Consider the following 26,788-nt stretch of genomic DNA (forward strand, 5'->3'; position numbering starts at 1 on the left):
GGAGATCTCCTCTCCGCTTCGTGTTACATTTTCTTGGAAGGTCGACCAAGATCTTCAGCAGCTACCGCGTTCCCCGGATCGCGGACAAGGAAACCGGAGGTAAGGACAACCCGCCGTCGAATGTTGACAGGCGCCGACACGTCAGCGATTGCCGAATATGCGCTACGAACGGAACCTGCCAAGAGTCGACGGGGGAAGCACGCGAGCACTCTCGCCGTTGTCCCTGCCGAGGGCTTGTGTTCGATCGGAAAGACGATGACCCTACTGGAACTGCCGCGACCCGGAGGAGTGAGCGCCACCAGCTTCTTCGTGCCGTGGGTCGGCCCCTATCCGGCACTGCCGAGGACCTCGGTGGCGACCGGGTTCGGCCGGCTCACCCGGTACCTGCGCGGCGATCGCGCCTTCGCCCAGCTGATCCGTTTCGCGCTGGTCGGCGGCTCCAGCAATATCGCGTACGTCCTGTTGTTCTTCGCCATGCATGGCGTCGGACCGCTGATCGCCAACGTCGCCGGCTCGATCGTCAGCACCGTGATCGCCAACGAGCTGCACCGTCAGCTCACCTTCCACGCCGCGGAACGGGTCGGCTGGTTCACCGCGCAATGGGAAGGCGGCGGGCTCGCGTTGGTCGGACTCGGCGTCACCACCGCGGGGCTGGCCGCCCTGGGTCTGTGGGCTCCCGGACTCGGAGACGCCGCCCAGGCCGTCGCGATCCTGGCGATCACCGCCGCGGTCGGCGGCATGCGCTTCCTGGCCCTACGCGGTTTGGTGTTCTAGGCGGATTCGCGGTTGCGTTTGTCAGCTTTTGCGTTCGGCCAGGCGGTCGAGGAGGCGCTTGTGTACCGAGGGGGGCAGCATGTCGGCGACGTCGCCGCCGTAGGCGGCGACCTCCTTGACCAGTGAGCTGGACAGGAAGCTGAACGACGGGTTGGTGGCTATGAAAAAGGTGTCCACGCCGGAGAGCTTCTTGTTCATCTGCGCCATCTGCAGTTCATAGCCGAAGTCGCCCGCGTCGCGCAGACCCTTCACGATGGCGGTGATGCCCTGCTCGCGGGCGAAGTCCACCAGCAGCCCCTGCCACGACTCCGCCCGGACGTTGCCCAGGTGCGCGGTCGACTCGCGCAGCATCTCGATGCGCTCGTCGACGGTGAACATGCCCTGCTTCTTCGGGTTGATCATGACGGTGATGACGACCTCGTCGAATTGGGCCGCCGCCCGGGTGAAGACGTCGAGGTGTCCGTAGGTCACGGGGTCGAACGACCCGGGGCACAGTGCTCCTGCCATGAGGCGACGCTAGCAGGACGCACGCGGCCGGGCACGAGTGGCCGCACGCGCGCTATTCGTCCGGATCGAACTCCGCCAGCTCGATGCGGGTTTCGCCGTACCGGCGCGACTTGGCCGGGACGAAGTCTGCGGGCCAGGCTATTTCGGGCGAACGCGCCGAACGCTCCAGCACGACCACCGCCCCTGGACGCAGCCAACCGCGCTCGGCCAGCGCGCTCAGGTCGGCCAGCACCGCGGCGTTGTCCACCGCGTACGGCGGGTCCGAGAAGACCACGTCGAAGCCGCCCGCCCCGCCCAGTTGCAGCACACTGGCCACCGTCGCGACCCGCAATTCGGCGCCGGGCAGCCCGAGGTCGGCGATATTGCCGCGAACCACGGCCGCCGCCTTCCGGTCGGATTCGACGAGCAACGCGTGCTCGGCGCCGCGCGACAGCGCCTCCAGCCCGAGCGCGCCGGAACCCGCGTACAAGTCGAGGACGCGCGCGCCCGCGAAGTCCAACCGGGCGTCCAACGCGCTGAACAGCGCCTCCCGGACGCGATCGGAGGTCGGGCGGGTGCCGGACGGGGGCACCCGGAGGCGCCGCCCGCCCGCCGCGCCCGCGACGATCCTCGTCATCCGGCGGACGACTCCCGCACCGCCAGTTCGATGAGCAGGTCACCGCCTTCGACCTGCTGCACGGAGCCGATGGCGACGCGGCCGACGATGCCCGCGCGTGGCGCGGTGATCGCGGCTTCCATCTTCATGGCCTCGATGGTGCCGATGGTGTCGCCCGCCGCGACCGAATCGCCTTCGGATACCGCGAGAGTGACGACACCGGCGAACGGCGCCGCGACGTGGCCGGGGTTGGCCTTGTCGGCTTTCTCCGCCGCGGGGATCTCGCTGGCGATCGACCGGTCCCGCACCGAGACCGGCCGCAGCTGCCCGTTGAGGATGCACATCACCGTGCGCATACCGCGCTCGTCGGGCTCGGAGATCGCTTCCAGACCGATGAGCAGGGTGACGCCCTTCTCCAACTGCACCCGGTGTTCCTCGCCGCGGCGCAGCCCGTAGAAGAACTGGTTGGCCGACAACCCGGAGGTATCGCCGTACTTCTCCCGGTGGGCGAGGAATTCGGCGGTGGGGCCGGGGAACAGCAACCGGTTCAACGTCGCCCGGCGCTCCTCGGAGCTGCCGGACAGGCCCTTCTCGTCCGCGGGCGTCAACGGCGTCTCGGGCTTGGCCGCGCCGCGCCCGGCCAGAGCCTTGGTGCGGAACGGTTCGGGCCAGCCGCCGGCCGGTGTGCCGAGTTCCCCGCGCAGGAAACCGATCACCGAATCCGGGATGTCGTAGCGGCCCGGGTCGGAGGCGAAATCCTCGACCTCGACACCGGTGCCGACCAGCGCCAGCGCCAGGTCACCGACGACCTTCGAGGACGGGGTGACCTTCACCAAGCGGCCGAGCAGCCGGTCGGCGGCGGCGTACTTCGCCTCCACCTCCTCGAACCTGTCGCCCAGCCCGAGCGCGATGGCCTGCTGACGCAGGTTCGACAACTGCCCGCCGGGGATCTCGTGGGTGTAGACGCGACCGGTGGGTGCGGGCAGCCCGGACTCGAACGGCGCGTACACCTTCCGCAGCGCCTCCCAGTACGGTTCCAGATCGCACACGTTCTGCAGGCTCAACCCGGTGTCGTACTCGCTGTGCGCCGCCGCGGCGACGATCGCCGAGAGCGCGGGCTGGCTGGTGGTGCCCGCCATCGCGGCGCTCGCCCCGTCCACGGCGTCGGCGCCGGCCTGCCACGCGGCAAGATAAGTGGCCAGCTGCCCGCCCGGGGTGTCGTGGGTGTGCACGTGCACCGGCAGATCGAAATTGCTGCGCAACGCGGTGACCAGCGTGGTCGCGGCCGGGGCGCGCAGCAGACCCGCCATGTCCTTGATCGCGAGCACGTGCGCGCCCGCGTCGACGATCTGCTCGGCCAGCTTCAGGTAGTAGTCCAGGGTGTAGAGCGACTCGTCCGGATTCGACAGATCCCCGGTGTAGCTGATCGCGACCTCCGCGATCGCGGTACCGGTCTCGCGGACCGCATCGATGGCCGGACGCATCTGGTCGACATTGTTGAGCGCGTCGAAGATACGGAAGATGTCGATACCCGTGGCGGTCGCCTCCGAGACGAACGCGCGGGTCACCGCCTCCGGATACGGGGTGTAGCCGACGGTGTTGCGGCCGCGCAGCAGCATCTGCAAGCAGATGTTGGGGATCGCCTCACGCAAGGCCGCCAGCCGCTCCCACGGGTCCTCGTACAGGAACCGCAGCCCCACGTCGTAGGTCGCTCCGCCCCACGCCTCGATCGACAGCAACTCCGGAGTCAATCGCGCCACATGCCCCGCCACGCCCAGCAGACCGTTGGTGCGCACCCGGGTGGCCAGCAGCGATTGGTGCGCGTCGCGGAAGGTGGTGTCGGTGACGCCGACCGCCTTCTGCTCACGCAACGCCCGCGCGAAACCCTCCGGACCCAGCCGCAGCAGCCGCTGCCGCGAGCCGTCCGGCGGCGGCACGCTCAGATCGATCGCGGGCAACTTGTCGTGCGGGTACACCGTGGTCGGCCGATCGCCGTGCGGCTTGTTCACCGTGACGTCGGCCAGGTAGTCGAGGATCTTGGTGCCGCGGTCCGCGGACCGGCGCAGGGTCAGCAGCTGCGGACGCTCGTCGATGAACGAGGTGGTGACCCGGCCCGCCTTGAAGTCCGGATCGTCCAGCACCGCCAGCAGGAAGGGAATGTTCGTGGCGACGCCGCGAATCCGGAACTCGGCCAGCGCCCGGCTCGCCCGCGCCACCGCCGTACCGAAGTCACGGCCCCGGCAGGTGAGCTTGACCAGCATGGAGTCGAAGTAGGCGCCGATCTCGGCGCCCAGGTTCGCACCGCCGTCCAGGCGGATGCCCGCGCCGCCGGGTGTGCGGTAGGCGGTGATCCGGCCGGTGTCGGGACGGAATCCGTTGGCCGGGTCCTCGGTGGTGATCCGGCATTGCAAGGCCGCGCCCCGGATGGTCACGGCGTCCTGGCTGAGACCGAGTTGCTCGAGCGTCTCCCCCGCCGCGATGCGCAGCTGCGACTGCACCAGGTCCACGTCGGTGATCTCCTCGGTCACCGTGTGCTCCACCTGGATGCGCGGGTTCATCTCGATGAAGACGTGGTTGCCACGCTCATCGAGCAGGAACTCCACGGTGCCCGCGCACGAGTAGCCGATCTGCCGGGCGAAGGCGACCGCGTCGGCGCAGATCCGTTCTCGCAGTGCGGGGTCCAGATTGGGTGCGGGCGCCAGCTCGATCACCTTCTGATGGCGGCGCTGCACCGAGCAGTCCCGCTCGAACAGGTGCATCACGTTCCCGTGCTGATCAGCCAGGATCTGCACCTCGATGTGGCGGGGGTTCACCACCGCCTGTTCCAGGAACACCGTCGGGTCGCCGAACGCCGACTCCGCCTCCCGCGACGCCGCCTCGATCGACTCGCGCAGCTGTTCGGGCGCGGCGACCCGGCGCATCCCGCGCCCGCCGCCGCCGGCCACCGCCTTCACGAAGATGGGGTATTCCAGCTCCCGCGCCGCGGCCAGCAACTCCTCCACGTCCGACGACGGTGCGCTCGAACGCAACACCGGCAGTCCCGCAGCCTTGGCCGCCTCGATCGCCCGCGCCTTGTTACCCGCCAGTTCGAGCACCTCGGCCGATGGCCCGATGAAGGTGATGCCCTCGCGGGCGCACGCCGCCGCCAGATCCGGGTTCTCCGACAAGAACCCGTATCCCGGGTAGATCGCGTCCGCGCCCGCCGACTTGGCCGCCTCGATGATCGCCTCGATCGACAGGTAGGCCCGCACCGGATGGCCGGGCTCGCCGATCTGGTACGACTCCGCCGCCTTCAACCGATGGACCGAATTACGGTCCTCGTAGGGGAACACGGCGACCGTCCCGATGCCGAGTTCGTAGGCCGCACGGAAGGCGCGGATGGCGATCTCGCCACGGTTGGCAACCAAGACTTTCGAGAACATTGACCCAAGGTACCCGGCCGCGTGAACCGCACCGACACGGAATCCCCCTTCGCAAACCTTTTCACAAGACCGACTAGCACCGTTGCGAAGTTGCGTTCACAGCGCCGACACATGGGCGGTGCGACAGCAATCGGTGTGCTGTCGCGAGGCCGGGGTTCGTTTCGGGGGTCCAGCGGCGGAGGCCGCCGAGCAGCCGCCCCGGGGGCCGGGCCCGGCATCGAGCCGCGCTCGCCTGGCACGAGTTCGCGACCTCGGACCAGGCGAACCACGCATACGACGAGTTCGGAAAGGTGAATCCCGGGTGACCCGGTCTGGTAGCCGGTCGAGAGCAGATCCGGGTCCGCATGGGCGGCCCGGCCGGTAGCCGGAACGGAAGGCAGGTGCGGAATCGGTACGAATGAGCAGTGCGGGCAAATGCCGGTGTGAGATGCCTCGCGGTGTGCTCGCTCGGCCGCGTCCTATGCTGAGTGGGCAGCTGGTTCACCGCAGCACGACGAGATGGAGCCCCGACGTCGCGCCACGGAGTCGAGCCCGCCCGTACGGCGACGTCACGGCGGGTGAGAGGGAACCCGGTGGGAATCCGGGACTGTCCCGCAGCGGTATGCAGGAACGACCGCCGTCACCAGGCACTGAGTTCAGCGATCCGGAAGGTTCGGCGACTTGGGAAGCGACGGCCAGTAGGTCGGCCATCGGGAGCACTCCGGCGTATGCCGGCCCGCACGGCCGGTGCCCGCGAGTCCGAAGACCTGCCAGCCGTGCCGGGTACGCCGTACCCGGCGGCCACCGCCTCGTGGACTGGGCGTGCGGATCACCAGCTGACGTGTCGGGCTCCTCCGCCGGGAACATCACCGGCATGTCACCGGGTTCTCCGCCTGCCCGTATGGCGATGGTTTTCGTCCTCAGCAATGGAGATACATCGTGACTGTTGCACAGCAAAAGCCGTTCACCGCGACGGTTCTCGGGCTTCCACGAGTGGGGCCGCGGCGCGAACTGAAGCGGGCCACCGAAGCCTATTGGGCGGGCAAGATCGACGCCGACCAATTGCACGCCGTTGCGCGCGACCTCCGGCAGGCCCAATTCGCCGAACTACGGGCCGCGGGCCTGGACTCCGTTCCGGTCGGCACGTTCTCCTACTACGACCAGATGCTCGACACCGCCGAGTTGCTGGGCGCACTGCCGCCCCGGGTCGCCGGGATCACGGACCCGCTGGAACGGTATTTCGCCGCCGCGCGCGGCACCGACACGGTCGAGCCCTTGGAGATGACCAAGTGGTTCGACACCAACTACCACTACCTGGTGCCGGAAATCGGGCCGGAGACCGCCTTCTCGCTGCACCCGGAGAAGCTGCTCGCGCAACTGCGGGAAGCACTCGAGCTGGGCGTGCCCGCGCGGCCGGTGGTGCTCGGGCCGATCACCTTCCTCAAACTGGCGAAGGCGACCGGTGGCTCGGCGCTCGCCCGGCTGATCGAGCTGCTGCCGCTGTATCGGGAACTGCTGCGCAGGCTCGCCCTCGCCGGCGCCGGATGGGTGCAGATCGATGAGCCGGTGCTGGTCACCGACCTCACGGCGGAGGAAATCGACCTGGTGCAGGTCACCTACGAGGAACTCGCCGACGCCGCCGAGCGCCCCGCGATCCTCGTCGCGACCTACTTCGGGCAACCGGATGCCGCTCTGACGGCGCTGGCGAGCACCGGAATAGAGGGGGTCTCCCTCGATTTCACGGCCGGCGCCGACGTCGCCGCGGTGGCCGCCGTGCCCGCGCTGGCCGGCAAACTGCTCGTCGCGGGGATCGTCGACGGCCGCAATGTGTGGCGCACCGATCTGGACCGCGCGGTGGCCACCCTCGGTACGTTGCTGGGATCCGTTGCGCACGTGGCGGTTTCGAGTTCCTGCTCGCTGCTGCACGTGCCGTACACGCTGGCCGCGGAAACCGGGTTGGACGAGCGGCTGCGGTCCTGGCTGGCGTTCGGTGCGGAGAAGGTGGCCGAGGTGCGCCTGCTCGCCACCGGGCTGAGCCAGGGCACGGAGGCGATCGCCGCCGAGTTGGCCGAGGTGCGGGCGGCGCTGGCGTCGCGGTGGTCGGATCCGCGGCTGAACGATCCGCGCGTGCGAGCCGCGCTCGCCGCGCTCGGGCCCGACGCCGACCGCCGCGCGCCCGCCGAACAACGCCGGGAACTGCAACGGGATCGTCTGCGGTTGCCCGCGCTGCCGACCACGACGATCGGTTCCTACCCACAGACCTCGGCCATCCGGCTGGCGCGCGCCGCGCTGCGCAAGGGCGAGATCGATCGGGCGGAGTACGTACGCCGGATGCGCGAGGAGATCGCGGACGTCATCGCGCTCCAGGAGGAGCTGGGGTTGGACGTGCTGGTGCACGGCGAGCCGGAACGCAACGACATGGTGCAGTACTTCGCCGAGCAACTCGACGGGTTCGCGGCGACCGAGCACGGGTGGGTGCAGTCCTACGGGACGCGCTGCGTGCGGCCGCCGATCCTGTTCGGGGACGTCGCGCGGCGGGAGCCGATGACCGTCGAGTGGATCGGCTACGCGCAGTCGCTCACCGACAAGCCGGTGAAGGGCATGCTGACCGGCCCGGTGACCATTCTGGCGTGGTCGTTCGTCCGCGACGACCAGCCGTTGGGCGAGTCCGCCCGCCAGGTGGCGCTGGCGATCCGGGAGGAGACCGTGGATCTGGAGTCGGCGGGCATCCGGATCATCCAGGTCGACGAGCCCGCCTTGCGGGAACTGCTTCCGCTACGCGCGGCCGATCAGCCCGGGTACCTGGAATGGTCGGTGCGATCGTTCCGGCTCGCGACCTCCGGGGTGTCCGACGCGACGCAGATCCACACGCATCTGTGCTACTCCGAGTTCGGCGAGGTGATCGACGCGATCGCCGGGCTGGACGCCGATGTCACGTCCATCGAGGCGGCGCGCTCACGCATGGAGGTGCTCGATGATCTCAACGCGGCGGGATTCGACCTCGGCGTCGGCCCCGGCGTGTACGACATCCACTCCCCGCGGGTGCCCAGCGTGGACGAGATCATCACATCGCTGCGCGCGGCGTTGAAAGCCGTTCCGGTCGAACGTCTATGGGTGAATCCCGACTGCGGATTGAAGACCAGGGGACGCACCGAGGTGGAAGCCTCGCTCCGCAACATGGTCGCGGCAGCGGCGGCCGTGCGGTAACCCCACCCGTAGATCGTTGATCCGGCGCCCCCTTCACCTGCCGAGGGGGGCACCGGATCAACCTCGGCCTCAGCCGGATTCGGGCTCCGGCCGAGGCGGCTGCCGCCGCCGTAGGGTGTACCGGTCACACGGTTCTTCCCGCCGCGTGACCGGCAACTCCCGCGCCCGCGCCCGCATTCCTCGTCGCCACGCCGTATGACACCCGGAACAACGCTCCATCGGCTACCCCTCCTCACTAGTCGACTACGACACCGTCTTCCCCTCTTGCCTACTTTCGACGCAGCGATGCTCGGTTCGGTTCCATACGATACGAAAGTTCACTTCACAAATCCGAATGTCATTGCGCCCATGTAGCTTTCATTGGCAGTCACCGATCTCGACGAAGCTCGGGCGCTACCGGAACGAGCCGTCCTCTCCACGCTCGCACACGCGGACGGACCGGAGGCCGATCGTGTGTTCGAGGCACTTCTCGCCGGATTGCAGAGCACCGATGACGAGCGGGCGACTGGAGGAACTCATGACGTCGACCTTCAAGTACGAGTACCAGAGCGACTTCGCCCGCAAGTACGTGGCGCAAGGACGCGACGAGGGACGGACCGAGGGGCGGACCGAAGAAGCGGTGCGGGCCCTTCTCCTTGTACTGGAAGCGCGCGGGATCGTCGTCGGGCAGAAGACCCGAGCCGAGATCACCGGGTGCACCGATCTCGACCGGCTCGAATCCTGGACGCGCAAGGCCGCCACAGCCGAATCCGAGAACGATCTGTTCGGCTGAGGCCCTTACAGTCCGAAGGCGCGGTTGATGGCGGCCATGTCGAAGTAGTCACGCCACGTGGTGATGGCGCCGTCGGCGACTTCGAAGAAACCCATGACCGGGAGCGGAGTCTCACGTCCAGCGGAGCGGAGGGTGTCGGTGCGCTCGTTCATCACCACGTTGCCGGAGGCGATCTGGTGGTGGATGTCGAAATCGATGGCGTCGAAGGTGGTCAGGAAACCCGCGATGAAGTCGCGAATGGCGGCGCGGCCGACGATGGGCTCCATCGGAATGTTGTAGTAGACGGCGTCCTCGGCGAAGTACGCGCTGATCCGATCCGGATCGGGGTCGGACCAGCTTCGGCACATCGCACGCACGAGCTCGTCGGGATCGGGCATTCGTCTGCTCACTTCCTGGCACCGGGGGAAACGGACCCCTCGATTCAACCAAGCAATTGCTCGGCACGGAAGGGCGCCAGGGACTTCCGCATCGGGTTCGCTCCAGGCCGCGGGCAACGGCGAATTTCACGCGTTCGCGACGACACGGTGGCAAACCTCTCTTCGCACGCTACGCAGATCGAATACATTGCTGGACACCTCGCAAAAGCACATCTTTATGGGTAATAGCGCGCGTTATTGCGATGATTGCGAATAATCGCAGCTACCATCGTGCACGTGCGCAAGATGTATGCGGGCGCCCGGCTTCGGCGGTTGCGTGAAGAGCGGAGGATGACTCAGGCGGCTCTGGCGAAATCGCTGGATCTGTCGCCGAGCTACCTCAATCAGCTCGAGCGCGACCAGCGCCCACTCACCATTCCCGTACTGCTGAAATTGAATTCCACCTTCGACCTGGACGTCCAGTTCTTCGCCGCCGATTCCGACGCGCGGCTCGTATCGGATCTACACGAAGTGCTGGTCGACGCCGCGGGCGGGCACACAGCGCCGCTGACCGAGGTGGAGGAGCTGGCGACCCGCCAACCGGAAGTCGCCAGGATCGTCGTCGCCATGCATCGCCGCCTACGCGCCGCCACCGATCAGCTCGACCTGCTGTCCGCGCGGGTGTCCGCGCCCGCGGGCGCGCCCGGCGTGCCCATGCCCTACGAGGACGTACGCGACTTCTTCTACGACCACCACAATCACATTCCGCAACTCGACGTCGCCGCCGAGCAACTGTTCGAGAATTCCGGGCTGACCATCGGCTCGCTCGATCGCCAGCTCGCCCGCATCGCCGAGGAACGCGCCGGCGTCACCGTTCTGGTGCGCGGCGACGGCGCCGACCCCACCGTCCCCAAACGCCACTACGACACCGAGACCCGCACGCTCACGCTCGCTCGCCGATTGCGGCCGGGCCAGCGCGCCTTTCAGATCGCCACCACGCTCGGCCTCCTGCTGTACGGGGCCGAGCTGGATGCCGTGCTGGCCGAGAGCCCGTCGCTCAGCGGCGAATCCCGCACGCTGGCGCGGATCGGGCTGGCCAATTACTTCGCTGGCGCGCTGGTGCTGCCCTACAGCCGGTTCCTGCGCTCGGCCGAGGAACTCCGCTACGACATCGACCTGCTCGGCCTGCGTTTCGAGGTCGGGTTCGAGACCGTCTGCCATCGGCTCAGCACCCTGCAACGGCAGGGCCAGCGTGGCGTTCCGTTCTTCTTCGTCCGCACCGACCGGGCGGGCAACATCTCCAAACGTCAGTCCGCCACCGCTTTCCACTTCTCCCGGGTCGGTGGCAGTTGCCCGCTCTGGGTGGTGCACGAGGCCTTCTCCCATCCCGGCCGGATCCTGACCCAAGTGGCCGAGATGCCCGACGGCCGCCGATATCTATGGATCGCGCGCACCGCGGCGATCGCGCCACACGGGTTCGGCACCGCGGCGAAGAACTTCGCCGTCGGCCTCGGCTGCGATATCGAATACGCCGACCGCTTGGTGTACTCGGCCGGGTTGCAGCTGGACGACCCGGCGGCCTCGGTTCCGATCGGCGCGGGCTGCAAAGTGTGCGAGCGTCCCGCGTGTCCGCAGCGCGCCTTCCCGCACATAGGCAGCCCGTTGGCGGTCGCCGAACACACCAGCACCGACCTGCCCTACCCGCGGCTCGGGCGCTGACGACTCCCCTTCCGGCGAGCTCGTGCGGGTCGGCGCGGCGCGGACCGCCCGGAGTCGCTGCGTCGATCTCGAGCACGACCACCGTGCACGGCGCGGCCGCCGAGGAGATCAGCGCGGCCGGGTCGCCGTTCAGCACCGATCTTCTCGGCCGCCCGCCACTGTGCGCGAACGGCGACGTGGCCTCCGAGCCCGGAGTCCGACGTCTACCATCCACACCGCCGGTGCGGTCAAGACTTGGCCAGGTACTCCAGCCGCTCGGAGTCCACCGCCGCGTGCATCATCCCCGCCAGCCCGGGATGCCCGCGCAGCCCCGGGTCGGACGCCACCACCGCGCGGGCGAATTCCTGCGCCGCGGTGATCACCTCGAGATCGTCCAGCAGTGACAGCAGGCGCAGCGAGCGGGCGGTGCCGGATTGGGCGGCGCCCAGCACGTCGCCCTCGCGCCGGGTCCGCAGATCGAGCACCGCGAGTTCGAAGCCGTCGGTGGTGGCGGCGACCGCGTCCAGACGCGCCATGGCCGACCCGCCCGGCGCGGCATCCGTGATCAGCAGGCACAAACCGGGGTGCTCGCCCCGCCCGATCCGGCCGCGCAGCTGATGCAATTGGCTGACGCCGAACCGATCGGCGTCGACGATCACCATCACCGTCGCGTTGGGCACGTCCACGCCGACCTCGACCACGGTGGTGCACACCAGAACGTCCACCGATCCGTCGTTGAACGCCCGCATCACCTGGTCTTTTTCGTCGGCGGGCAGTCTGCCGTGCAGCAAGCCGACCCGCACGCCGGACAGCGGGCCCGCGCGCAGCGTCTCGAACACGTCCAGCACGGCCTGGGTGGTCGGGCCGTCCTTCTCGCCGTCGCCGTTCTTCGCCCGCCCGCGGCGGGATTTGCCCGCGGCCTCCTCGTCGTCGCCGATGCGCGAACACACCACGTACGCCTGGCGTCCGGCGGCGACCTCCTCCACGATCCGCTCCCAGGCGCGATCCACCCAGTTCGGGTGCTGCCTGCGCGGCACCACCCTGGAGACGATCGGCGAGCGGCCTCTCGGCAGTTCGGTCAGCGTGGAGGTCTCCAGATCGCCGAGCGTGGTCATGGCGATGGTGCGCGGAATCGGGGTCGCGGTCATCACCAGCAGATGCGGACTGGCGCCCGCTTTCGCCTTGGCGCGCAGGGCATCCCGCTGCTCGACACCGAAGCGATGCTGCTCGTCGACCACCACCATGCCGAGGTCGAAGAACTCGACGTTGTCCTGGATCAGCGCGTGCGTGCCGATCACGATGCCCGCCTCACCGGTCACCGCTTCCAGCAACGCGGCCTTCTTGGCCGACGCCGACATCGACCCGGTCACCAGCACCACTCGGGTGGCGTGGTCGGCCGCGCCCAGCTCGCCCGCGGCACCCAGGTCACCGAGCATGGCGCGCAGCGACCGATAGTGCTGCGCGGCGAGCACCTCCGTCGGGGCGAGCAGCGCGCACTGCAGTCCCGCGTCCACCACCTGCAGCATGGCGTGCAGGGCGACGATCGTCTTGCCGGAGCCCACCTCGCCTTGCAGCAACCGGTGCATCGGCTGCTCGCGGGCCAGGTCGGCGGAGATCTCCGCGACGACCTGCTGCTGCCCCGCGGTGAGTTCGAACGGAAGTCGCTGCTCGAACGCCGCGGCGATACCGTCCGGCCGGGGAGCACAAGCGCGCGCCCGGCGCCCGGACACCTCGTGCCTGCGCTCGGCAAGGACCAATTGCAAGGCCAGCGCCTCGTCGAAACGCAGCCGGTCCTTGGCTCGATCGATGTCGTCCTTGCGTTCGGGCAGGTGGATCAGGCGCAGCGCGTCGGACAGGTTCGGCAGCGCGCGTTCGGCGCGCACGTCTTCCGGTACGGGATCGTCGAGGGGATCGAGCTGGTCGAGCACCTGACGCACGCAGGCGAGCACGTCCCAGCTCTGCACCTTCGCGGTCGCCGGGTAGACCGGGATGAACTCGCGTTCCATGAACGAGGTGTCCACTCCCCCCGCGCCTTTCGCGCTCTCCGCGAGGCCGCGCAGGTCTCCGCCGCCGCGCACCCTGGTCAGCGCGCCGACCGAGTCGTCATCGCCCTCGGTTTCCGGCAGGATCAAGTAGCCGGGATGGCTGAGGTTCCACTGGCCGGGACGCCAGTAGTTCACCGTGCCCGACATCATCGCGCGCAGCCCTTCGCGGACCACGTACTTCACCTTGTCGCCGTTGAAGAAGGTGACGTCCACGCCGCGCCCGGAGCCGGTGTCGAGCACCACCTTCAGCAGCGAACCGCGGCGGTTGCGCATCGGCCGCAGCTCGGCCTTCGTGATCCGGCCGATGACGGTGATGTGCGAACCGTCTTCCGGCGCTTCCTCGGTGAGCGGCTGCCCCTGCGTCGCGTATCGCAGGGGGTAGTGCCGCAGCAGATCCTCGACGGTCCGCATGTCGAAAGCGTCCGCGAGCGAGTCCGCTGCCTTCGCGCCGAGGATGTGGTCGAGCCGATCACTCAGTGCCGCCATGCCTACTCCACTCCGATCTGCACCGAATCGCCCTGCTGCCCACCGGAATACACGATCACCTCGACGCCGGGAAAGTTCTGCGCGATATGCGCCGCCAGTTCGTCGCCGAGGCCCTCCGGCGCCGCCGCGCCCATCAGCAGGGTGACCAGCTCGCCGCCGAAGGCGAGCAGCCGGTCCAGCAGCGTCCGCCCGGCGGCGCGCACATCGCGCTCGATCACGACGACGTCGTGCCCGGCCAGACCGAGTCCATCGCCCGGTTCGCAGGTGCCGACCATGGTGAGCGCGCGCTCGGTCGCCGCGCGCAGCGACCCCCAGCGCGTGGTGGCGGCCGCCTCGGACATGGCGAAAGCGTCGTCCACCGCGATCCGCCCGCGGTCGTGCACGGCCAAGGCCGCCAGTCCCTGCACCATCGACCCGCTCGGCAACAGCAGCACGTCCCGGTGGGCGTCACGCGCGGCGACACCGACGGCGACCAACTCATGCGCCGGCAGCGCGCCGTTGGGCAGCACCAGTACCTCTCGGTTCGGCATACGCCGGATCGCGGCCAGCAGAGCGGCCGCGGTGACGGGCTCGCCTGCCAGCACCACGGCGCCCGCGTCCTCGAACAGTGTCGCCGCGCCCGCACCCGCGACCACCGCCAGAATCCCGCGATCGGCCGGAGCTACGCTCGGGCCGAGCGCACCGGCCACCACCTGGGTCGAATCGGCGGGCGGAGCCGATCCCGCGATGCCTTCGACTCGGGCGGGCCCGGTCCGGGACGCATCGCCATCGGACAGTTCGCCGGGATTCGCGCGCGTGGCGCGATCAGCCGCGCCGAGGCCGCTCGACACGTCGGATATGTCCCCGTGCGAAGCGAAAGCGACGTTCTCGACGCGGATCCGGCTGAGCATGCCCGCGGCCACGCCCGCTTCCACCGCCGCACCAGCATCGGCGCAGTGCACGTGCGCCGACCAGGAGCCGCTTCCATCGCCGACGACGACGACCGAGTCGCCGAGTTCGCCGAGACGGGCGCGCAACGCGGCCACTTTCCGCTCGTCGGAGTCGGCCAGCAAATACATCACCTCGTACTGCGGTTCGGCCTCGCGGGCGGGCGCCGAACGGTCGGCCGCCGCGGGCCGCGGGTACTCCGGCCGCGCCGGCGCCTCGCCTCGGGTCACGGCGACCAAGCTGTCCAGCAGCACGACCAACCCTCGGGCTCCCGCGTCGACGACACCGGCCCGACGCAGCACGCCCAATTGGAACGGGGTGTCGCCGAGCGCTTTGGCCGCGCCGTCGGCCGCCGCGAGTGCCACATCCGCCAATTCCTGGTCGGGGCATGCCGCGGCCGCCGCGGTCGCGCAGTCCAGCACGGTGAGGATCGTCCCTTCGATCGGCACGCTCAGTGCCTCGCGGACCAGTTCGGAGGCCCTGGCCAGCGCGGCGCGCAGGCTGTCGGCCGTGAACGGACCGCCGTGCACGGTGTCCGCGACGCCGCGCAGTACCTGGGACAGGATGATCCCGGAATTGCCGCGGGCGCCGACCGTCGCGCCGTGCGCCATCGCGACGGCGACGGCGCGGGCGGCGCTCCCGTCCGACCGCGCGGCCGCCTCCCCCGCCTCCACCGCGGCACGCATCGTGGCCAGCAGATTGGTGCCGGTATCCGCGTCCGGGACAGGGAACACATTGAGCGCGTTGATCTCCTCGCGCCGATGCTCCAGGCCGGCGAGACAGGTACGGCCCCAGCGCAACAATGCCGTGCCGTCCATCACGTCTCGCGCTCCGGAAACCGTCACCTCACTCCCTTCCGCCACCTGCGCACCACCACCGCCCGCCAGGTTAGCGGGCGGTCCCGACATGCGACCGGTAAGACCGCGTCATTAGAATGGATATGCCCGGCGACCGATCCGGCACTCGTTCACGGGGACCGGTTTGGTGGATCGAAGGCAGCACAGCTACCCTTGCAGGGTTGCCTCGCGCGGCCGCCACCGGTCTGCGCTGGTCGGCTCTCCGCCGACGGGGCACTTGACATTGCACGAGGATGCGCCGCACCGCGAAAGCGGCGGTCCCCACCATTGACATGAAGGAGTTCGCGACTATGGCTGCCGTCTGCGACGTCTGCGCCAAGGGCCCCGGCTTCGGGAAGTCGGTCTCGCACTCGCACCGGCGCACCAACCGTCGTTGGAACCCGAACATCCAGACCGTTCGCGCGCAGGTCGCCCCGGGAAACACCCGCCGGATGAACGTGTGCACCTCTTGCCTGAAGGCGGGCAAGGTCGCCCGCGGCTGATCCGCCCTCCGGCTGACCGGCATCGTCGGTACACGCCCCGGCACCCGTATCGGGTGGTCCGGGGCGTTGTCATGAGTGCGGGCCGCGCATGGCCGCCGTGACCGAGCGTCCGTGGCGGGTCCAGCCGCTGACCGGCCGAGTACGTCTACAGCCTCGCCGAATGCCACATCGCCTGCTGGCGCGAGGCGTACCGGGGGCTGGTGCCCGCACACGTGCTCGACGCCTTCGATATCGGACGACGGGCCGAGCAGTGGGAGCGCGACCGGGTGCGCTATCCGGGCCGCACGCACGTCGCGATCGTCGATGACGTGGTGATCGGATTCTCCAGTGCGGGCCCGCCCGACTACTCCGACGCGGTGACCCCGATCGAACTGCACGCGCTCTACGCGCGTTCCTCCTGGCACGGCAGCGGGGTCGCCGACGATCTGATCCGCGCCGCGCTCGACCCGGCGGCTCCGTGCTCGCTGTGGGTGTTCGAGCAGAATGCGCGCGCCCAGGCGTTCTACCGGCGGCATGGGTTCGTGCTCGACGGCACGCGCAAGGTCGAACCGTTCACCGCCGCGATCGAGGTGCGCATGGTGCGCACGCCGACGATGCACGCCGAGTCGGTGTCGGAAGACGGCCCCTAGAGGTACTTCCGTCCTCGTCCCGGTTGCACGCGGACTAGCGGGGACTGTTCGGCCGCGCCCGTTAAGGTGCAGATCATGACCACCAGCGAGCAGACCGGCTACGTGACGACCGTCGACGGCGTCCTCCAGATCACCATCGCCACCTCCGCCAACGGCACGTCCATGGACTTCGCCGGCATCAACGCGGGCACCGCCGCACTGGGTTCGCTCGGGTCCGAGGTGGGCGCGGTGCTGCTGCGCGGCACCGGCGCGAACTTCTGCGCGGGTGGCGACGTGCGCGGCTTCGCCGCGGCGCAGGACCGCTCCGCGCACATCCACGGTCTGGCCACCGATCTGCACGAGTTCGTCCGCGCGCTGGACGCGACCACTGTGCCGGTGGTCGCCGCGGTGCAGGGCTGGGCTGCGGGCGCGGGCATGAGCCTGGTCTGCCTGGCCGATATAGCCCTCGGCGGGCCCGGCACCAAACTGCGCCCGGCCTATCCCGGCATCGGACTGAGCCCCGACGGGGGCATGTCCTGGACGCTGCCGCGCATCGTGGGGCAGGGGCGGGCGCGCGAAATCTTGCTCACCGACGCCGTCCTCGACGCCGACGAGGCAGTGCGCCTCGGCGTACTGAGCAGGCTGGTTCCCGACGGCGAGATCGCCGCGGAGGCGCAGCGCCTGGCGCGCACCCTGGCCACGGGACCGCGTTCTACCCACGCGAGCATCAAATCGCTGTTGCGGCAGTCGGGCACCGCGACGCTGAGCGATCAGCTCGACAGCGAGCGCGACGGGATCGCCGCTGCCGCGGGCTCCGCCGCCGGGCGCGAGGGCGTCGACGCGTTCGTAGCGAAGCGCAAACCCGACTACGCCGGACTCGCCTGAATCACTCGCGGGTGGAGAGCACGAATTTCGCCACCGCGTCGGTGAACGAGTCGTTGTCGTCACCGGCCGCGGTGTGCGCCGCGCCGCCGATCTCCACCAGCTGGGCGTGCGGCACCAGCCGCTGGAACGCTTCGGCTCCTTCGGCGCTCACCACGTCCGAGCGCATGCCGCGCACCAGCAGCACCGGGATGCGCAGCGCCCGCGCCGCGTCCTCCATCGGCTCGATCATCGCGGACGGGTCCTCGACTCGATCACTGAGCATGTCCGGATCCCAGTGCCAGTACCAGCGGCCGTCGCGCTCACGCAGATTGCGCAGCAGTCCCTCGGGGCTCTTCGGCCGCGGGCGGTGCGGCAGGTATTCGGCGACCGCGTCGGCGGCCTGTTCGAGGCTGTCGAAGCCGTCGCGATGCTTGCCGAGGAAGTCGATCACCCGGGCGACGCCTTCCGGCTCGGGCCGGGTCACGATGTCGACGAGCACCAAGGCGCTGATCGCCTCCCCGCCGGGCCGCGCTGTGGCGAGCAGACCGGTGATTCCCCCCATGCTGGCCCCGACGACCACCGCGGGCTCGCCCAGCTGTTCGAGCACAAGCAGCAGGTCGTCCACCATGGTCTGGCGCCGATAGTCGCGATCCGGCGCCCACTCGCTGTCGCCGTGGCCGCGGGCGTCCACCGTGACCACCCGCATTCCCGACGCGCCGAGCCGGGCGCCGGTCTTCTTCCACGAATGGCGGGTTTGCCCGCCACCGTGCAGGAAGACGACGAGCGGGCCGTCGACCGGGCCGAACTGATCGGCGGCCAGCTCGATTCCGCCCGAACCGCGCAGCCGTAGCCGGGACGGTTCGAGAAGATAGTTCGCATTACTCACGATCCGTAGGATCGCACAAACGCCGGGACGCGCTGGCGCGAACCCGGCGTTTCGAGGGTTCAGCAGCCGAGATTGCCCACGAAGAACAGGCACGCGACCTTGGCGTTCACCGACGCGGAGATGGTGGACGAGCCGCTGGAGGTGTATTCCTCGGCTACCGGAGCCGTCGTGGACTCCGTGGCGGGCTCGAGTCGCAGCGGAGCCGCACTCGCGACGGCTGCGCCGCTGCTGAGAGCGGCACAGAAGGCCAGGGTCGCGGTGGTGCCGCGCAGCGCCCCGCGGACGGTGTTGTTGTGCATGGAACAGCTCCTCACTCGTTAACTCGGTCGATCACACACAGACGCCCGACTCAGGGCAGGCGCCAGTCAACCGGTTCGGCCCCCAGTTCGTCGAGTAGTTCGTTCACTCGCGAGAAGGGGCGGGAACCGAAGAACCCACGAGACGCCGACAGCGGCGACGGATGCGCGGACTCGATGTAGGGCACCTCGGACTCGGTCAGCAACGGCTTGAGCGTCGCCGCGTCGCGGCCCCACAGGATCGCGACCAACGGCTCGTCCCTGGCGACCAAGGCGCGGATCGCCTGCTCGGTGACCGCCTCCCACCCCTTGCCGCGGTGCGAGGCAGGCTTGCCGGGCGACACGGTGAGCACTCGGTTCAACATCAGCACACCCTGGTCCGACCACGGGCTCAGATCGCCACAGGACGGCGTCGGGTGACCGAGATCCTTGCTGTATTCGGCGAAGATATTGGACAGGCTGCGCGGGATCGGCGAAACATCCGGCGCCACAGAGAAACTCAGCCCCATCGGGTGACCGGGCGTCGGATACGGATCCTGGCCGACGACCAGCACGCGCACCGCGTCGAACGGACGCTGGAAGGCTCGCAGAACGTTGTCACCGGACGGTAGGTAGCCACGGCCTTCCGCGTTCTCGGCACGAAGGAAATCGCCCATGGCGGTAATCCGATCCGCCACCGGCTCGAGTGCCTTTGCCCATCCCGGATCCATGATTTCCGACAGTGGTTTCGCGCCCATGACCGCACAACTTAGCGTGGTCGGCCGTCGGATGACGAGTCCGCCCCACGGAACGATTCCCACCCGCCGTCGCCGGTCTGCGCCACACCGTCGACGGTAAGCCCGCGACCGGCCAGAACCCGCCCGATCGCGACCCATCCAGGGGGAAGCGCCCCGTCCGGCGCCCAGGTGCCCGCGAAGGCATGGTCCTCTCCGCCGGTCAGGATCCATTGCGCCGCATCGGCATCCAGCCGTGCGGCGATCGGTTCCAGCGCGGGGTCGCGCAGGGCCGCCGAATCCAGATCGATGGCCACGCCCGAGGCCGACGCGATGTGCCCCAGATCCGCGAGCAGTCCGTCGGACACGTCGGTCAGCGCGTGCAGGCCGATGCCGGGCGCTCCGGTCCCGAAGTCCTCGTCGAGCGTGACCGGTGCGGACGACTCGGTAGCCGAGGTCCCGGAGGAGCCAGGCGCTCCCGAATCGAGGCGTGCGGTCGCGGCATCTCCGGCAGTTACCTCGGATGTGGTATCGGTTCGGGACGAGACGGGCTGCGCCTCAGACGGATTCGATCCTCCGCGCCGCCCGCGCCCAAGCGCGTCCAACACGAGCGCGTACGGCGGCTGCGGAACGCGATGGGCGGCAAGCGCTTCCGCGACCTCCGGTCCGGTCGCTCCGGCGGTGAAGGCGGCCAGTCCCGCGGCCGACCAGCCGAGGCGGCCCGCCACCGCGACGACATCGCCCACGCGGGCGCCCGCTCGAGTGACCGGCGCGCCGCGGCCCGGATCACCGAAGGCGGTGACGGAGACGACCAGTTCGCGGCTGCGAACCAGATCGCCGCCCGCGATGGACGCGCCCGCCCTGGCGGCCTCGGCCCACATGCCGTCCGCGAGTCCGTCGATCACCTCGAGCGGGGTGTCGGCCGGGCAGCCGAGCGCGACGACGAACGCGGTCGGCGTCGCCCCCATGGCGACCACGTCGGCGGCGTTCTGCGCGATCGCCTTGCGGCCGACGTCCTCGGGGCTGGACCAGTCCAGCCGGAAGTGCCGGTCCTGCACGAGCATGTCGGTGGTGACCACGAAACGGCCGTCCGGCGCCGCGACCAGCGCCGCGTCGTCACCCGGGCCGAGCAGCACACCCGGCGCCTGGACGCGACCCGCGTTGATGCGCTCGATCAGCGCGAACTCGCCCAGTTCACGCACTGTCCTCGGGGCACTGCTGGCGCTGATGACCGATCCTTTCCGGCGCGCTGCTTGCTGGAATGAGCCCGACGGTACCCTTTCGGGGGCACTCGAGTACCAACGGCCTTGCGGCGCGGCAGCGACGACGCGCGGAGAAGAAAGGATCGGTGAGCATGGCGGCGGATTCGTCGGACCGTGATTCGGCGGAGCCCGAGCACGAACGCACCGATGCCACGGATCCCGGGAGCGCCCCGAAGGAGCCCGCGGCGACGGACAATGCGGCCGATCGCCCACAAGCCGCCGACTCGGACGCGCGGACCACTCCTTCCCTGTCGAAGAGCGAGGACAGCGCGAAAGCGGATACCGATACCGGCGAGCCGGACAGCCGCCCCGCGTCGTCCCCGGCACACCAGTACCCGCCCGCGCTCATCGCGACCGCCGTGGCGCTTCCGGTCGTGCTGGTCGTCGCGGTGCTCGTCGCCGCCGTACTCGCGCACCGCGCGCCCGTCGAGCGCGAACCGCTGGTGCTCGGCCCTGTCCCGGCTCCGGCTGCGGAGGGCCCGGCCTGCGCGGCCTTGCTGCCCGCCTTGCCCGCGGACCTGGGTGATTTCACGAAATCGACGCTGGTCGAGCCCGCTCCGCCCGCCACCCGCGCATGGCAGCGCGCCGACGGCGGCGACGCGATCGTGCTGCGCTGCGGGCTGGATCGACCGCTGGAATTCAACCGCGCCTCGCCGCTGCAGATCGTGAACGGCGTGCAGTGGTTCGAGGTCCGTGACCAGGCCGCCAAGGCGAGCACGTGGTTCGCCGTCGACCGTGGGACCTACGTCGCCCTCACCGTCCCCGACGGCTCCGGTCCGACACCGCTGCAAGAAGTCTCCGACACCATCACCGCCAACCTCCCGGCCCAGCCGATCGACCCGGGACCGCTGCCCAACTGACTCCGAGTAGTCGCGCGCCGATCACCTGGGGCGCACCCGACGACGGCAGGCCCTAACGCAACCCGGTACCGCGAACGAGCGCGGTCTCGATCAGCGTGGAGACGAGTGCGGCATAGTCGATGCCGGTGGCCTCCCACATGCGCGGATACATGGAGATGGCGGTGAATCCCGGCATCGTGTTGATCTCGTTGATCACCGGCCCCTGCTCGGTGACGAAGAAATCGACCCGCGCCAGTCCCTGGCAGTCGAGAGCCCGGAAGGCGCGCACGGCCAATTCCCGGATCTGGTCGGACACCTCGTCGTCCAGTTTCGCGGGAACGTCGAATTCGCAGACGTCGTCGAGGTACTTCGTATCGAAGTCATAGAAGGCGGGTCCGTCGACGGTGACGCCGGTCTCCGGCATCCGGATCTCCGCCACCACGCTCGCCGCGACCCGGCCGTCCGGGTATTCCAGGACCCCGCACTCCACCTCGCGCCCGACGATGCCCGCTTCGACGATCATCTTCGGATCGTGCGCGCGCGCCGCGGCGATGGCCGCGTCCAGCTCGTTCCAGTCGGTGACTCGGGTGATGCCGATCGACGAGCCGCCGCGGGCCGGTTTGACGAACACGGGCAGGCCCAGGCGCAGCCGGTCTTCCTCGGTGACCGTCTCGGCGCCGGGCCGCAACACCACCTGCGTGCCGATCGGCAGCCCCTCCGCCGCGAGCAGTTTCTTGGTGAATTCCTTGTCCATGCCCGCGGCGCTGGCCAGCACGCCGGGGCCGACGTAGGGAATTCCGGCGAGTTCCAGCATCCCTTGCAAGGTGCCGTCCTCGCCGAACGGTCCGTGCAGGATCGGGAACACCACATCGACCGAGCCGAGCGCCGCGCTGGGATCGTCGAGCGCGATCAGCGCCCCGGGGCGGCTCGGGTCCGCGGCCAGGGTCAATGCCGTGCCGGTGGCGTCCACCGACGGCAGTGCGCGATCGTGGATGCCGAGCGCGGCCACCTCCGAACCGCCGAGCACCCAGCGGCCTTCCGTAGTGATGCCGATCGGCACGACCTCGTACTTCTCCTGATCCAGGTGACGAAGCACGCTACCGGCCGATACGCAGGACACGGCGTGCTCGTTACTGCGCCCGCCGAACACCACAGCCACCCTGATCCGGTTCGTCATGCCCCGAACCGTACCCGTTTCGATACGCACCCCCACCGCTGACCGTCCCGGACACTCCCGCCCGGGGCGGAGCGGGCTCACTCGGGCTTCATCCGCCGCCCGAGCAGGTTGCCGACGGCTTCGCGCACGGAGAGCCCTTCGTGACAGACCTGATGCACCGCGGTGGTCAGCGGCATCTCGACGCCGTGCCGCTCGGCCAGCGCGCGCACCGATGTGCAGGACTTCACACCCTCGGCGACCTGGCCATGAGTGGCCGACTGGGCGGCCTCCATGGATCCGCCCGCGCCGAGCACGTGCCCGAACGACCGGTTGCGCGACAACGGGGAGGTACAGGTGGCGACCAGGTCTCCGACGCCGGCCAGACCCGCGAGCGTCACCGGCTCCGCGCCGAGGGCCACCCCGAGCCGGATGATCTCGGCGAGACCCCGGGTGATCAGGCTGGCGATCGAGTTGTCGCCGAGCCCCATTCCCGACGCGATGCCGCAGGCGAGCGCGATGACGTTCTTGCACGCGCCACCGATCTCGCAGCCGACCACGTCGGTGTTGGTGTAGGGACGGAAGTATCCGGTCGCGCAGGCGTGCTGCACCGCCACCGCGCGATCGTTGTCCGAGCAGGCGACCACGGTCGCGGCAGGCTGGCCCACCGCGATCTCGCGCGCCAGGTTCGGTCCGGACAGCACCGCGATCCGGCTCGGATCGGCCCCGGTGACCTCCTCGATCACCTGGCTCATCCGCAGCAGCGTCCCGGTCTCGATGCCTTTCGCCAGACTCAGCAGCGTGGCGTCGCCCGGGATCAACCCCTTCCACTCCGCGAGGTTGGCCCGCAGCGACTGCGACGGCACCGCCAGCACGACGATGTCCGCTCCGTCCAGCGCCACCGCCGGGTCGTGGGTGGCCGCGACCGGTGGCAGCGGAATATCCGACAGGTAATCGGGATTGCGATGTTCGGAGGCCAGCGTCGCGGCGACCTCGGGCCGCCGGGCCCAGATCGTGACCTCGGTTCCCGCTTCCGCCAACACCTTCGCGAACGCGGTGCCCCACGATCCCGCGCCCAGCACTGCCGCCCTCGTCATCAGCTCAATATGCCATGGAAGGATTGCTCGCATGCGCCCGCACGCCGTGCATGCCGTGATCGCGGTCAAGAGCCTCGATCAGGCCAAGAGCCGACTGGCCGACCGGCTGCGCCCGGAGCACCGGGCCCGGCTGGTGTTGGCCATGCTCGCCGACACCGTGACCGCCACCGCGGCGGTCGGCGAGGTCGTATCGGTCACCGTGGTCACGCCCGACCCCGCCGTCGCGGACCTGGCCCGCACGTTGGGCGCGGAAGTCCATCCGGAACCGCGTCCGCCGCACGCCGACGGGCTCAACACCGCGCTCGCCGCCACCGCCGCCGCGCTGCGCGGCGCGCACGGCCCGATCGATCTGCTCGCTTTGCAGGCGGATCTGCCCGCGTTGCGCCCGGAAGAACTGTCGGACATGCTCGCCGCCGCCCCGCGCGGGTTGCGCTCGATCGTGATCGATCACGAGGGCAGCGGCACCGCCGCGCTCGTGGTTCGCGACCCGGTCGCCGCGCTCGATCCCCGTTTCGGCCCCGGGTCGGCCCGCAGCCATATCGACGCGGGCGCGGTCGATCTCACCGGGGACTGGCCGGGCCTGCGCTTGGACGTCGACACCCCCGCCGACCTGGACCGCGCGGTGGCACTCGGGGCCGGAAACGCGACGCGTGCTGTCCTGCACGACATCGGCTGGCCGGGCGGCGTTCACGAACACGTTCCACACGTGTGCTAGCCGGTCGCCATGGTGGCGTGAGACACATGACGATCACGGTCGCGGGATGCACACGACCTCTCCGGTAGGGGATGATCGGTGGCGTGAGCGATACGGAAACCGTCAAGCAGCAGCCGTTGCTTCCCACGCCACCCCCGGCGGCGACACCCCTGTCCGCCGACTCGTCGGCGGCGCGGTTGCCACGCGATCGCTACCTCAATCGCGAATTGAGCTGGCTGGACTTCAACGCCCGCGTGCTCGCCCTCGCCGAGGACGAGTCGCTGCCGTTGCTGGAGCGTGCGAAGTTCCTGGCGATCTTCGCGTCCAATCTCGACGAGTTCTACATGGTGCGGGTGGCCGGGCTGAAACGCCGCGCCGAGACCGGCCTGCTGGTGCGCTCGGCCGACGGCCGCTCCCCCGGCGAGCAGTTGGAACTGATCGCCGCGCGCACCCAGGAGATCGCGGTGCGGCATGCCCGCGTCTTCCTCGACAGCGTGCTGCCCGCGCTGACCGCCGAGGGCATCGCGATCATCGACTGGAGCGACCTGGACGAGGACGAACGCGGGCGCCTTTCGGGTTACTTCCAGGATCAGGTCTTCCCGGTCCTCACCCCGCTCGCGGTCGACCCGGCGCATCCCTTCCCCTACATCAGCGGGCTGAGCCTCAACCTCGCGGTGACGGTGAAGGATTCCGCGACCGGCGGCGAGCACTTCGCTCGCGTCAAGGTCCCTGACAATGTCGACCGGTTCGTCCGCGTGCGCCGCACCGAATCCGGCTCCCCGATCGCCGCTTTCCTGCCGATGGAAGCGCTCATCGCCGCGCACCTGGATCTGCTGTTCCCCGGCATGGACGTGGTCGAGCACCACTCGTTCCGGATCACCCGCAACGCGGACTTCGAAGTCGACGAGGATCGCGACGAGGACCTGCTCCAGGCGCTGGAGCGGGAACTGGCCCGGCGGCGGTTCGGTTCGCCGGTGCGACTAGAGGTGTCCGACGACATGACCGAGCACATGCTCGATCTGCTCCTACGCGAGTTGGACGTCGACCCCGGCGACGTCATCCAGGTGCCCGGCCTGCTCGACCTGTCCTGCCTGTGGCAGGTGTACGGCGTCGACCGGCCGAATCTGAAGGACCCGCCGTACGTTCCCGCGACCCCGCCCGCGTTCGGCGAGCGCGAGACGCCGCGCAACGTCTTCGCCGCGCTGCGCGAGGGTGACGTGCTGGTCCACCATCCGTACGACTCGTTCTCCACCAGCGTGCAGCGGTTCATCGAACAGGCTGCCGCCGACCCGCAGGTGCTCGCCATCAAGCAGACGCTCTACCGCACCTCCGGTGACTCCCCGATCGTCAACGCGCTGATCGACGCCGCCGAGGCGGGCAAGCAGGTGGTCGCCCTGGTCGAGATCAAGGCGCGCTTCGACGAGCAGGCCAACATCAAATGGGCCCGCGCGCTGGAACAGGCCGGCGTGCACGTGGTGTACGGCCTCATCGGCCTGAAGACCCACTGCAAGACCTGCCTGGTGGTGCGCCGCGAGGGCGCCACCATCCGGCGCTACTGCCACATCGGCACCGGCAATTACAACCCGAAGACCGCGCGCCTCTACGAGGACGTCGGATTGCTCACCGCCGCACCCGAAATCGGCGCCGACCTGACCGACCTGTTCAATTCGCTGACCGGTTACTCGCGGAAAGAGAACTACCGCAATCTGCTCGTCGCCCCGCACAGCGTGCGCTCCGGCATCATCGAGCGCATCCAGCGCGAGACCGATCTGGCGGGGCAGGGTAAGGACGCCCGAATCCGGCTGAAGGCCAACGCCATCGTCGACGAGGAGGTCATCGACGCGCTGTACCGGGCCTCCCAGGCGGGCGTGCCGGTACAGATCGTGGTGCGCAGCATCTGCGGCCTGCGCCCCGGTGTGCCAGGAATGAGCGAGAACATCGAGGTCCGCTCGATCCTCGGCCGGTTCCTGGAGCATTCCCGCATCCTGCACTTCCAGGCGCAGGACGAGTACTGGATCGGTAGCGCCGACATGATGCACCGCAACCTCGATCGCCGGGTCGAGGTGATGGCGCAGGTGAAGGATCCGCGGTTGACCGAACAACTCGGCGTGGTCTTCGACTCGGCTCTGTCGCCGACCACGCGCTGCTGGGTGCTGCAGCCGGACGGCACGTGGCAAGCGTCGCCGGGCGTCTCCGGCGACGGGGACAAGATCAGAGACCATCAGGAATTCTTGATGCGGCTGCGGAGGCCAGATCAGCAGTGAACGCC

22 protein-coding genes and 1 riboswitch are annotated in these 26,788 nt (G+C 69.5%); of the genes, 10 read left to right on the forward strand and 12 right to left on the reverse strand.

What is annotated here, in order from left to right:
• The first annotated feature begins 255 nt into the window (after positions 1-255).
• Positions 256-774, forward strand: a complete 519-nt coding sequence (locus tag ACWEO7_RS14975) for a GtrA family protein (RefSeq protein ID WP_452423740.1) — start codon at positions 256-258, stop codon at positions 772-774.
• A 21-nt stretch (positions 775-795) separates the two neighbouring features.
• Here the strand turns inward: ACWEO7_RS14975 and coaD are convergent, their stop codons facing one another.
• Genes coaD through ACWEO7_RS14990 form a run of 3 tightly spaced genes read right to left on the reverse strand, consistent with a single transcriptional unit; the run spans position 796 to position 5,298 of the window.
• On the reverse strand, positions 796-1,281 hold the full coding sequence (gene coaD, locus ACWEO7_RS14980; protein WP_452423742.1) for a pantetheine-phosphate adenylyltransferase: 486 nt from the start codon (positions 1,279-1,281) through the stop codon (positions 796-798).
• 52 nt (positions 1,282-1,333) lie between these two features.
• Positions 1,334-1,897 carry a 16S rRNA (guanine(966)-N(2))-methyltransferase RsmD gene (gene rsmD, locus ACWEO7_RS14985; RefSeq protein ID WP_452423743.1) on the reverse strand — a complete coding sequence of 188 codons (564 nt, stop codon included), beginning with the start codon at positions 1,895-1,897 and terminating at the stop codon, positions 1,334-1,336.
• Positions 1,894-5,298 carry a pyruvate carboxylase gene (locus ACWEO7_RS14990; RefSeq protein ID WP_452423745.1) on the reverse strand — a complete coding sequence of 1,135 codons (3,405 nt, stop codon included), beginning with the start codon at positions 5,296-5,298 and terminating at the stop codon, positions 1,894-1,896. Before ACWEO7_RS14990 ends, rsmD begins: the two co-directional genes overlap by 4 nt.
• Before the next feature lie 538 nt (positions 5,299-5,836).
• Positions 5,837-6,066, forward strand: a riboswitch (cobalamin riboswitch).
• A 147-nt stretch (positions 6,067-6,213) separates the two neighbouring features.
• Here ACWEO7_RS14990 and metE point away from each other — a divergent pair.
• Positions 6,214-8,484: a 5-methyltetrahydropteroyltriglutamate--homocysteine S-methyltransferase gene (gene metE / locus ACWEO7_RS14995; RefSeq protein WP_452423783.1), complete on the forward strand. Its 2,271-nt coding sequence runs from the start codon at positions 6,214-6,216 to the stop codon at positions 8,482-8,484.
• Between the two features lie 517 nt (positions 8,485-9,001).
• Positions 9,002-9,256, forward strand: a complete 255-nt coding sequence (locus tag ACWEO7_RS15000) for a hypothetical protein (protein WP_364427298.1) — start codon at positions 9,002-9,004, stop codon at positions 9,254-9,256.
• Positions 9,257-9,261: 5 nt separating this feature from the next.
• On the opposite strand, the gene ACWEO7_RS15005 is transcribed toward ACWEO7_RS15000, so the two are convergent.
• Complete coding sequence (locus ACWEO7_RS15005) at positions 9,262-9,633, reverse strand: nuclear transport factor 2 family protein (RefSeq protein ID WP_452423747.1); 372 nt, start codon at positions 9,631-9,633, stop codon at positions 9,262-9,264.
• Between the two features lie 276 nt (positions 9,634-9,909).
• On the opposite strand from ACWEO7_RS15005, the gene ACWEO7_RS15010 reads away from it, so the two are divergent.
• Positions 9,910-11,331, forward strand: a complete 1,422-nt coding sequence (locus tag ACWEO7_RS15010; RefSeq protein ID WP_452423749.1) for a short-chain fatty acyl-CoA regulator family protein — start codon at positions 9,910-9,912, stop codon at positions 11,329-11,331.
• Between the two features lie 227 nt (positions 11,332-11,558).
• On the opposite strand, the gene recG is transcribed toward ACWEO7_RS15010, so the two are convergent.
• Both recG and ACWEO7_RS15020 read right to left on the reverse strand, forming a co-directional pair.
• On the reverse strand, positions 11,559-13,841 hold the full coding sequence (recG, locus tag ACWEO7_RS15015) for an ATP-dependent DNA helicase RecG (protein WP_452423750.1): 2,283 nt from the start codon (positions 13,839-13,841) through the stop codon (positions 11,559-11,561).
• Between the two features lie 2 nt (positions 13,842-13,843).
• Complete coding sequence (locus tag ACWEO7_RS15020) at positions 13,844-15,586, reverse strand: DAK2 domain-containing protein (RefSeq protein WP_452423785.1); 1,743 nt, start codon at positions 15,584-15,586, stop codon at positions 13,844-13,846.
• A gap of 329 nt (positions 15,587-15,915) precedes the next feature.
• On the opposite strand from ACWEO7_RS15020, the gene rpmB reads away from it, so the two are divergent.
• The 3 genes from rpmB to ACWEO7_RS15035 all read left to right on the forward strand — a co-directional run bounded on the left by rpmB (position 15,916) and on the right by ACWEO7_RS15035 (position 17,600).
• Positions 15,916-16,107, forward strand: a complete 192-nt coding sequence (rpmB, locus tag ACWEO7_RS15025; protein WP_039799620.1) for a 50S ribosomal protein L28 — start codon at positions 15,916-15,918, stop codon at positions 16,105-16,107.
• Positions 16,108-16,307: 200 nt separating this feature from the next.
• Entirely contained in the window at positions 16,308-16,736 is a 429-nt protein-coding gene (locus ACWEO7_RS15030) for an N-acetyltransferase family protein (protein WP_452423752.1), read from the forward strand.
• Between the two features lie 75 nt (positions 16,737-16,811).
• On the forward strand, positions 16,812-17,600 hold the full coding sequence (locus ACWEO7_RS15035) for an enoyl-CoA hydratase/isomerase family protein (protein ID WP_452423754.1): 789 nt from the start codon (positions 16,812-16,814) through the stop codon (positions 17,598-17,600).
• A gap of 1 nt (position 17,601) precedes the next feature.
• Here the strand turns inward: ACWEO7_RS15035 and ACWEO7_RS15040 are convergent, their stop codons facing one another.
• Genes ACWEO7_RS15040 through thiL form a run of 4 tightly spaced genes read right to left on the reverse strand, consistent with a single transcriptional unit; the run spans position 17,602 to position 20,676 of the window.
• On the reverse strand, positions 17,602-18,465 hold the full coding sequence (locus ACWEO7_RS15040) for an alpha/beta fold hydrolase (RefSeq protein WP_039799587.1): 864 nt from the start codon (positions 18,463-18,465) through the stop codon (positions 17,602-17,604).
• Positions 18,466-18,524: 59 nt separating this feature from the next.
• Positions 18,525-18,764, reverse strand: coding sequence for a hypothetical protein (locus tag ACWEO7_RS15045; protein WP_450024977.1), 240 nt, complete (start codon positions 18,762-18,764; stop codon positions 18,525-18,527).
• Between the two features lie 50 nt (positions 18,765-18,814).
• On the reverse strand, positions 18,815-19,498 hold the full coding sequence (locus ACWEO7_RS15050) for a uracil-DNA glycosylase (protein WP_452423755.1): 684 nt from the start codon (positions 19,496-19,498) through the stop codon (positions 18,815-18,817).
• Between the two features lie 11 nt (positions 19,499-19,509).
• Positions 19,510-20,676, reverse strand: coding sequence for a thiamine-phosphate kinase (gene thiL / locus ACWEO7_RS15055; protein ID WP_452423756.1), 1,167 nt, complete (start codon positions 20,674-20,676; stop codon positions 19,510-19,512).
• A 152-nt stretch (positions 20,677-20,828) separates the two neighbouring features.
• On the opposite strand from thiL, the gene ACWEO7_RS15060 reads away from it, so the two are divergent.
• Positions 20,829-21,596, forward strand: a complete 768-nt coding sequence (locus tag ACWEO7_RS15060; protein ID WP_452423758.1) for a DUF3515 domain-containing protein — start codon at positions 20,829-20,831, stop codon at positions 21,594-21,596.
• 52 nt (positions 21,597-21,648) lie between these two features.
• On the opposite strand, the gene ACWEO7_RS15065 is transcribed toward ACWEO7_RS15060, so the two are convergent.
• Together ACWEO7_RS15065 and ACWEO7_RS15070 are read right to left on the reverse strand one after the other, a co-directional pair.
• The gene (locus ACWEO7_RS15065; RefSeq protein ID WP_452423760.1) at positions 21,649-22,752 is read right to left on the reverse strand and encodes a D-alanine--D-alanine ligase family protein; all 1,104 of its coding nucleotides are present in this window, start codon (positions 22,750-22,752) and stop codon (positions 21,649-21,651) included.
• Positions 22,753-22,829: 77 nt separating this feature from the next.
• On the reverse strand, positions 22,830-23,825 hold the full coding sequence (locus tag ACWEO7_RS15070) for an NAD(P)H-dependent glycerol-3-phosphate dehydrogenase (RefSeq protein WP_450024971.1): 996 nt from the start codon (positions 23,823-23,825) through the stop codon (positions 22,830-22,832).
• 31 nt (positions 23,826-23,856) lie between these two features.
• Between ACWEO7_RS15070 and cofC the strand changes: the two genes are divergently transcribed.
• Both cofC and ACWEO7_RS15080 read left to right on the forward strand, forming a co-directional pair.
• Entirely contained in the window at positions 23,857-24,540 is a 684-nt protein-coding gene (cofC, locus tag ACWEO7_RS15075) for a 2-phospho-L-lactate guanylyltransferase (protein WP_452423761.1), read from the forward strand.
• Positions 24,541-24,611: 71 nt separating this feature from the next.
• On the forward strand, positions 24,612-26,783 hold the full coding sequence (locus tag ACWEO7_RS15080) for an RNA degradosome polyphosphate kinase (RefSeq protein WP_450024967.1): 2,172 nt from the start codon (positions 24,612-24,614) through the stop codon (positions 26,781-26,783).
• Positions 26,784-26,788: the final 5 nt, after the last annotated feature.

The organism is Nocardia sp. NPDC004260 (genome assembly GCF_053603155.1).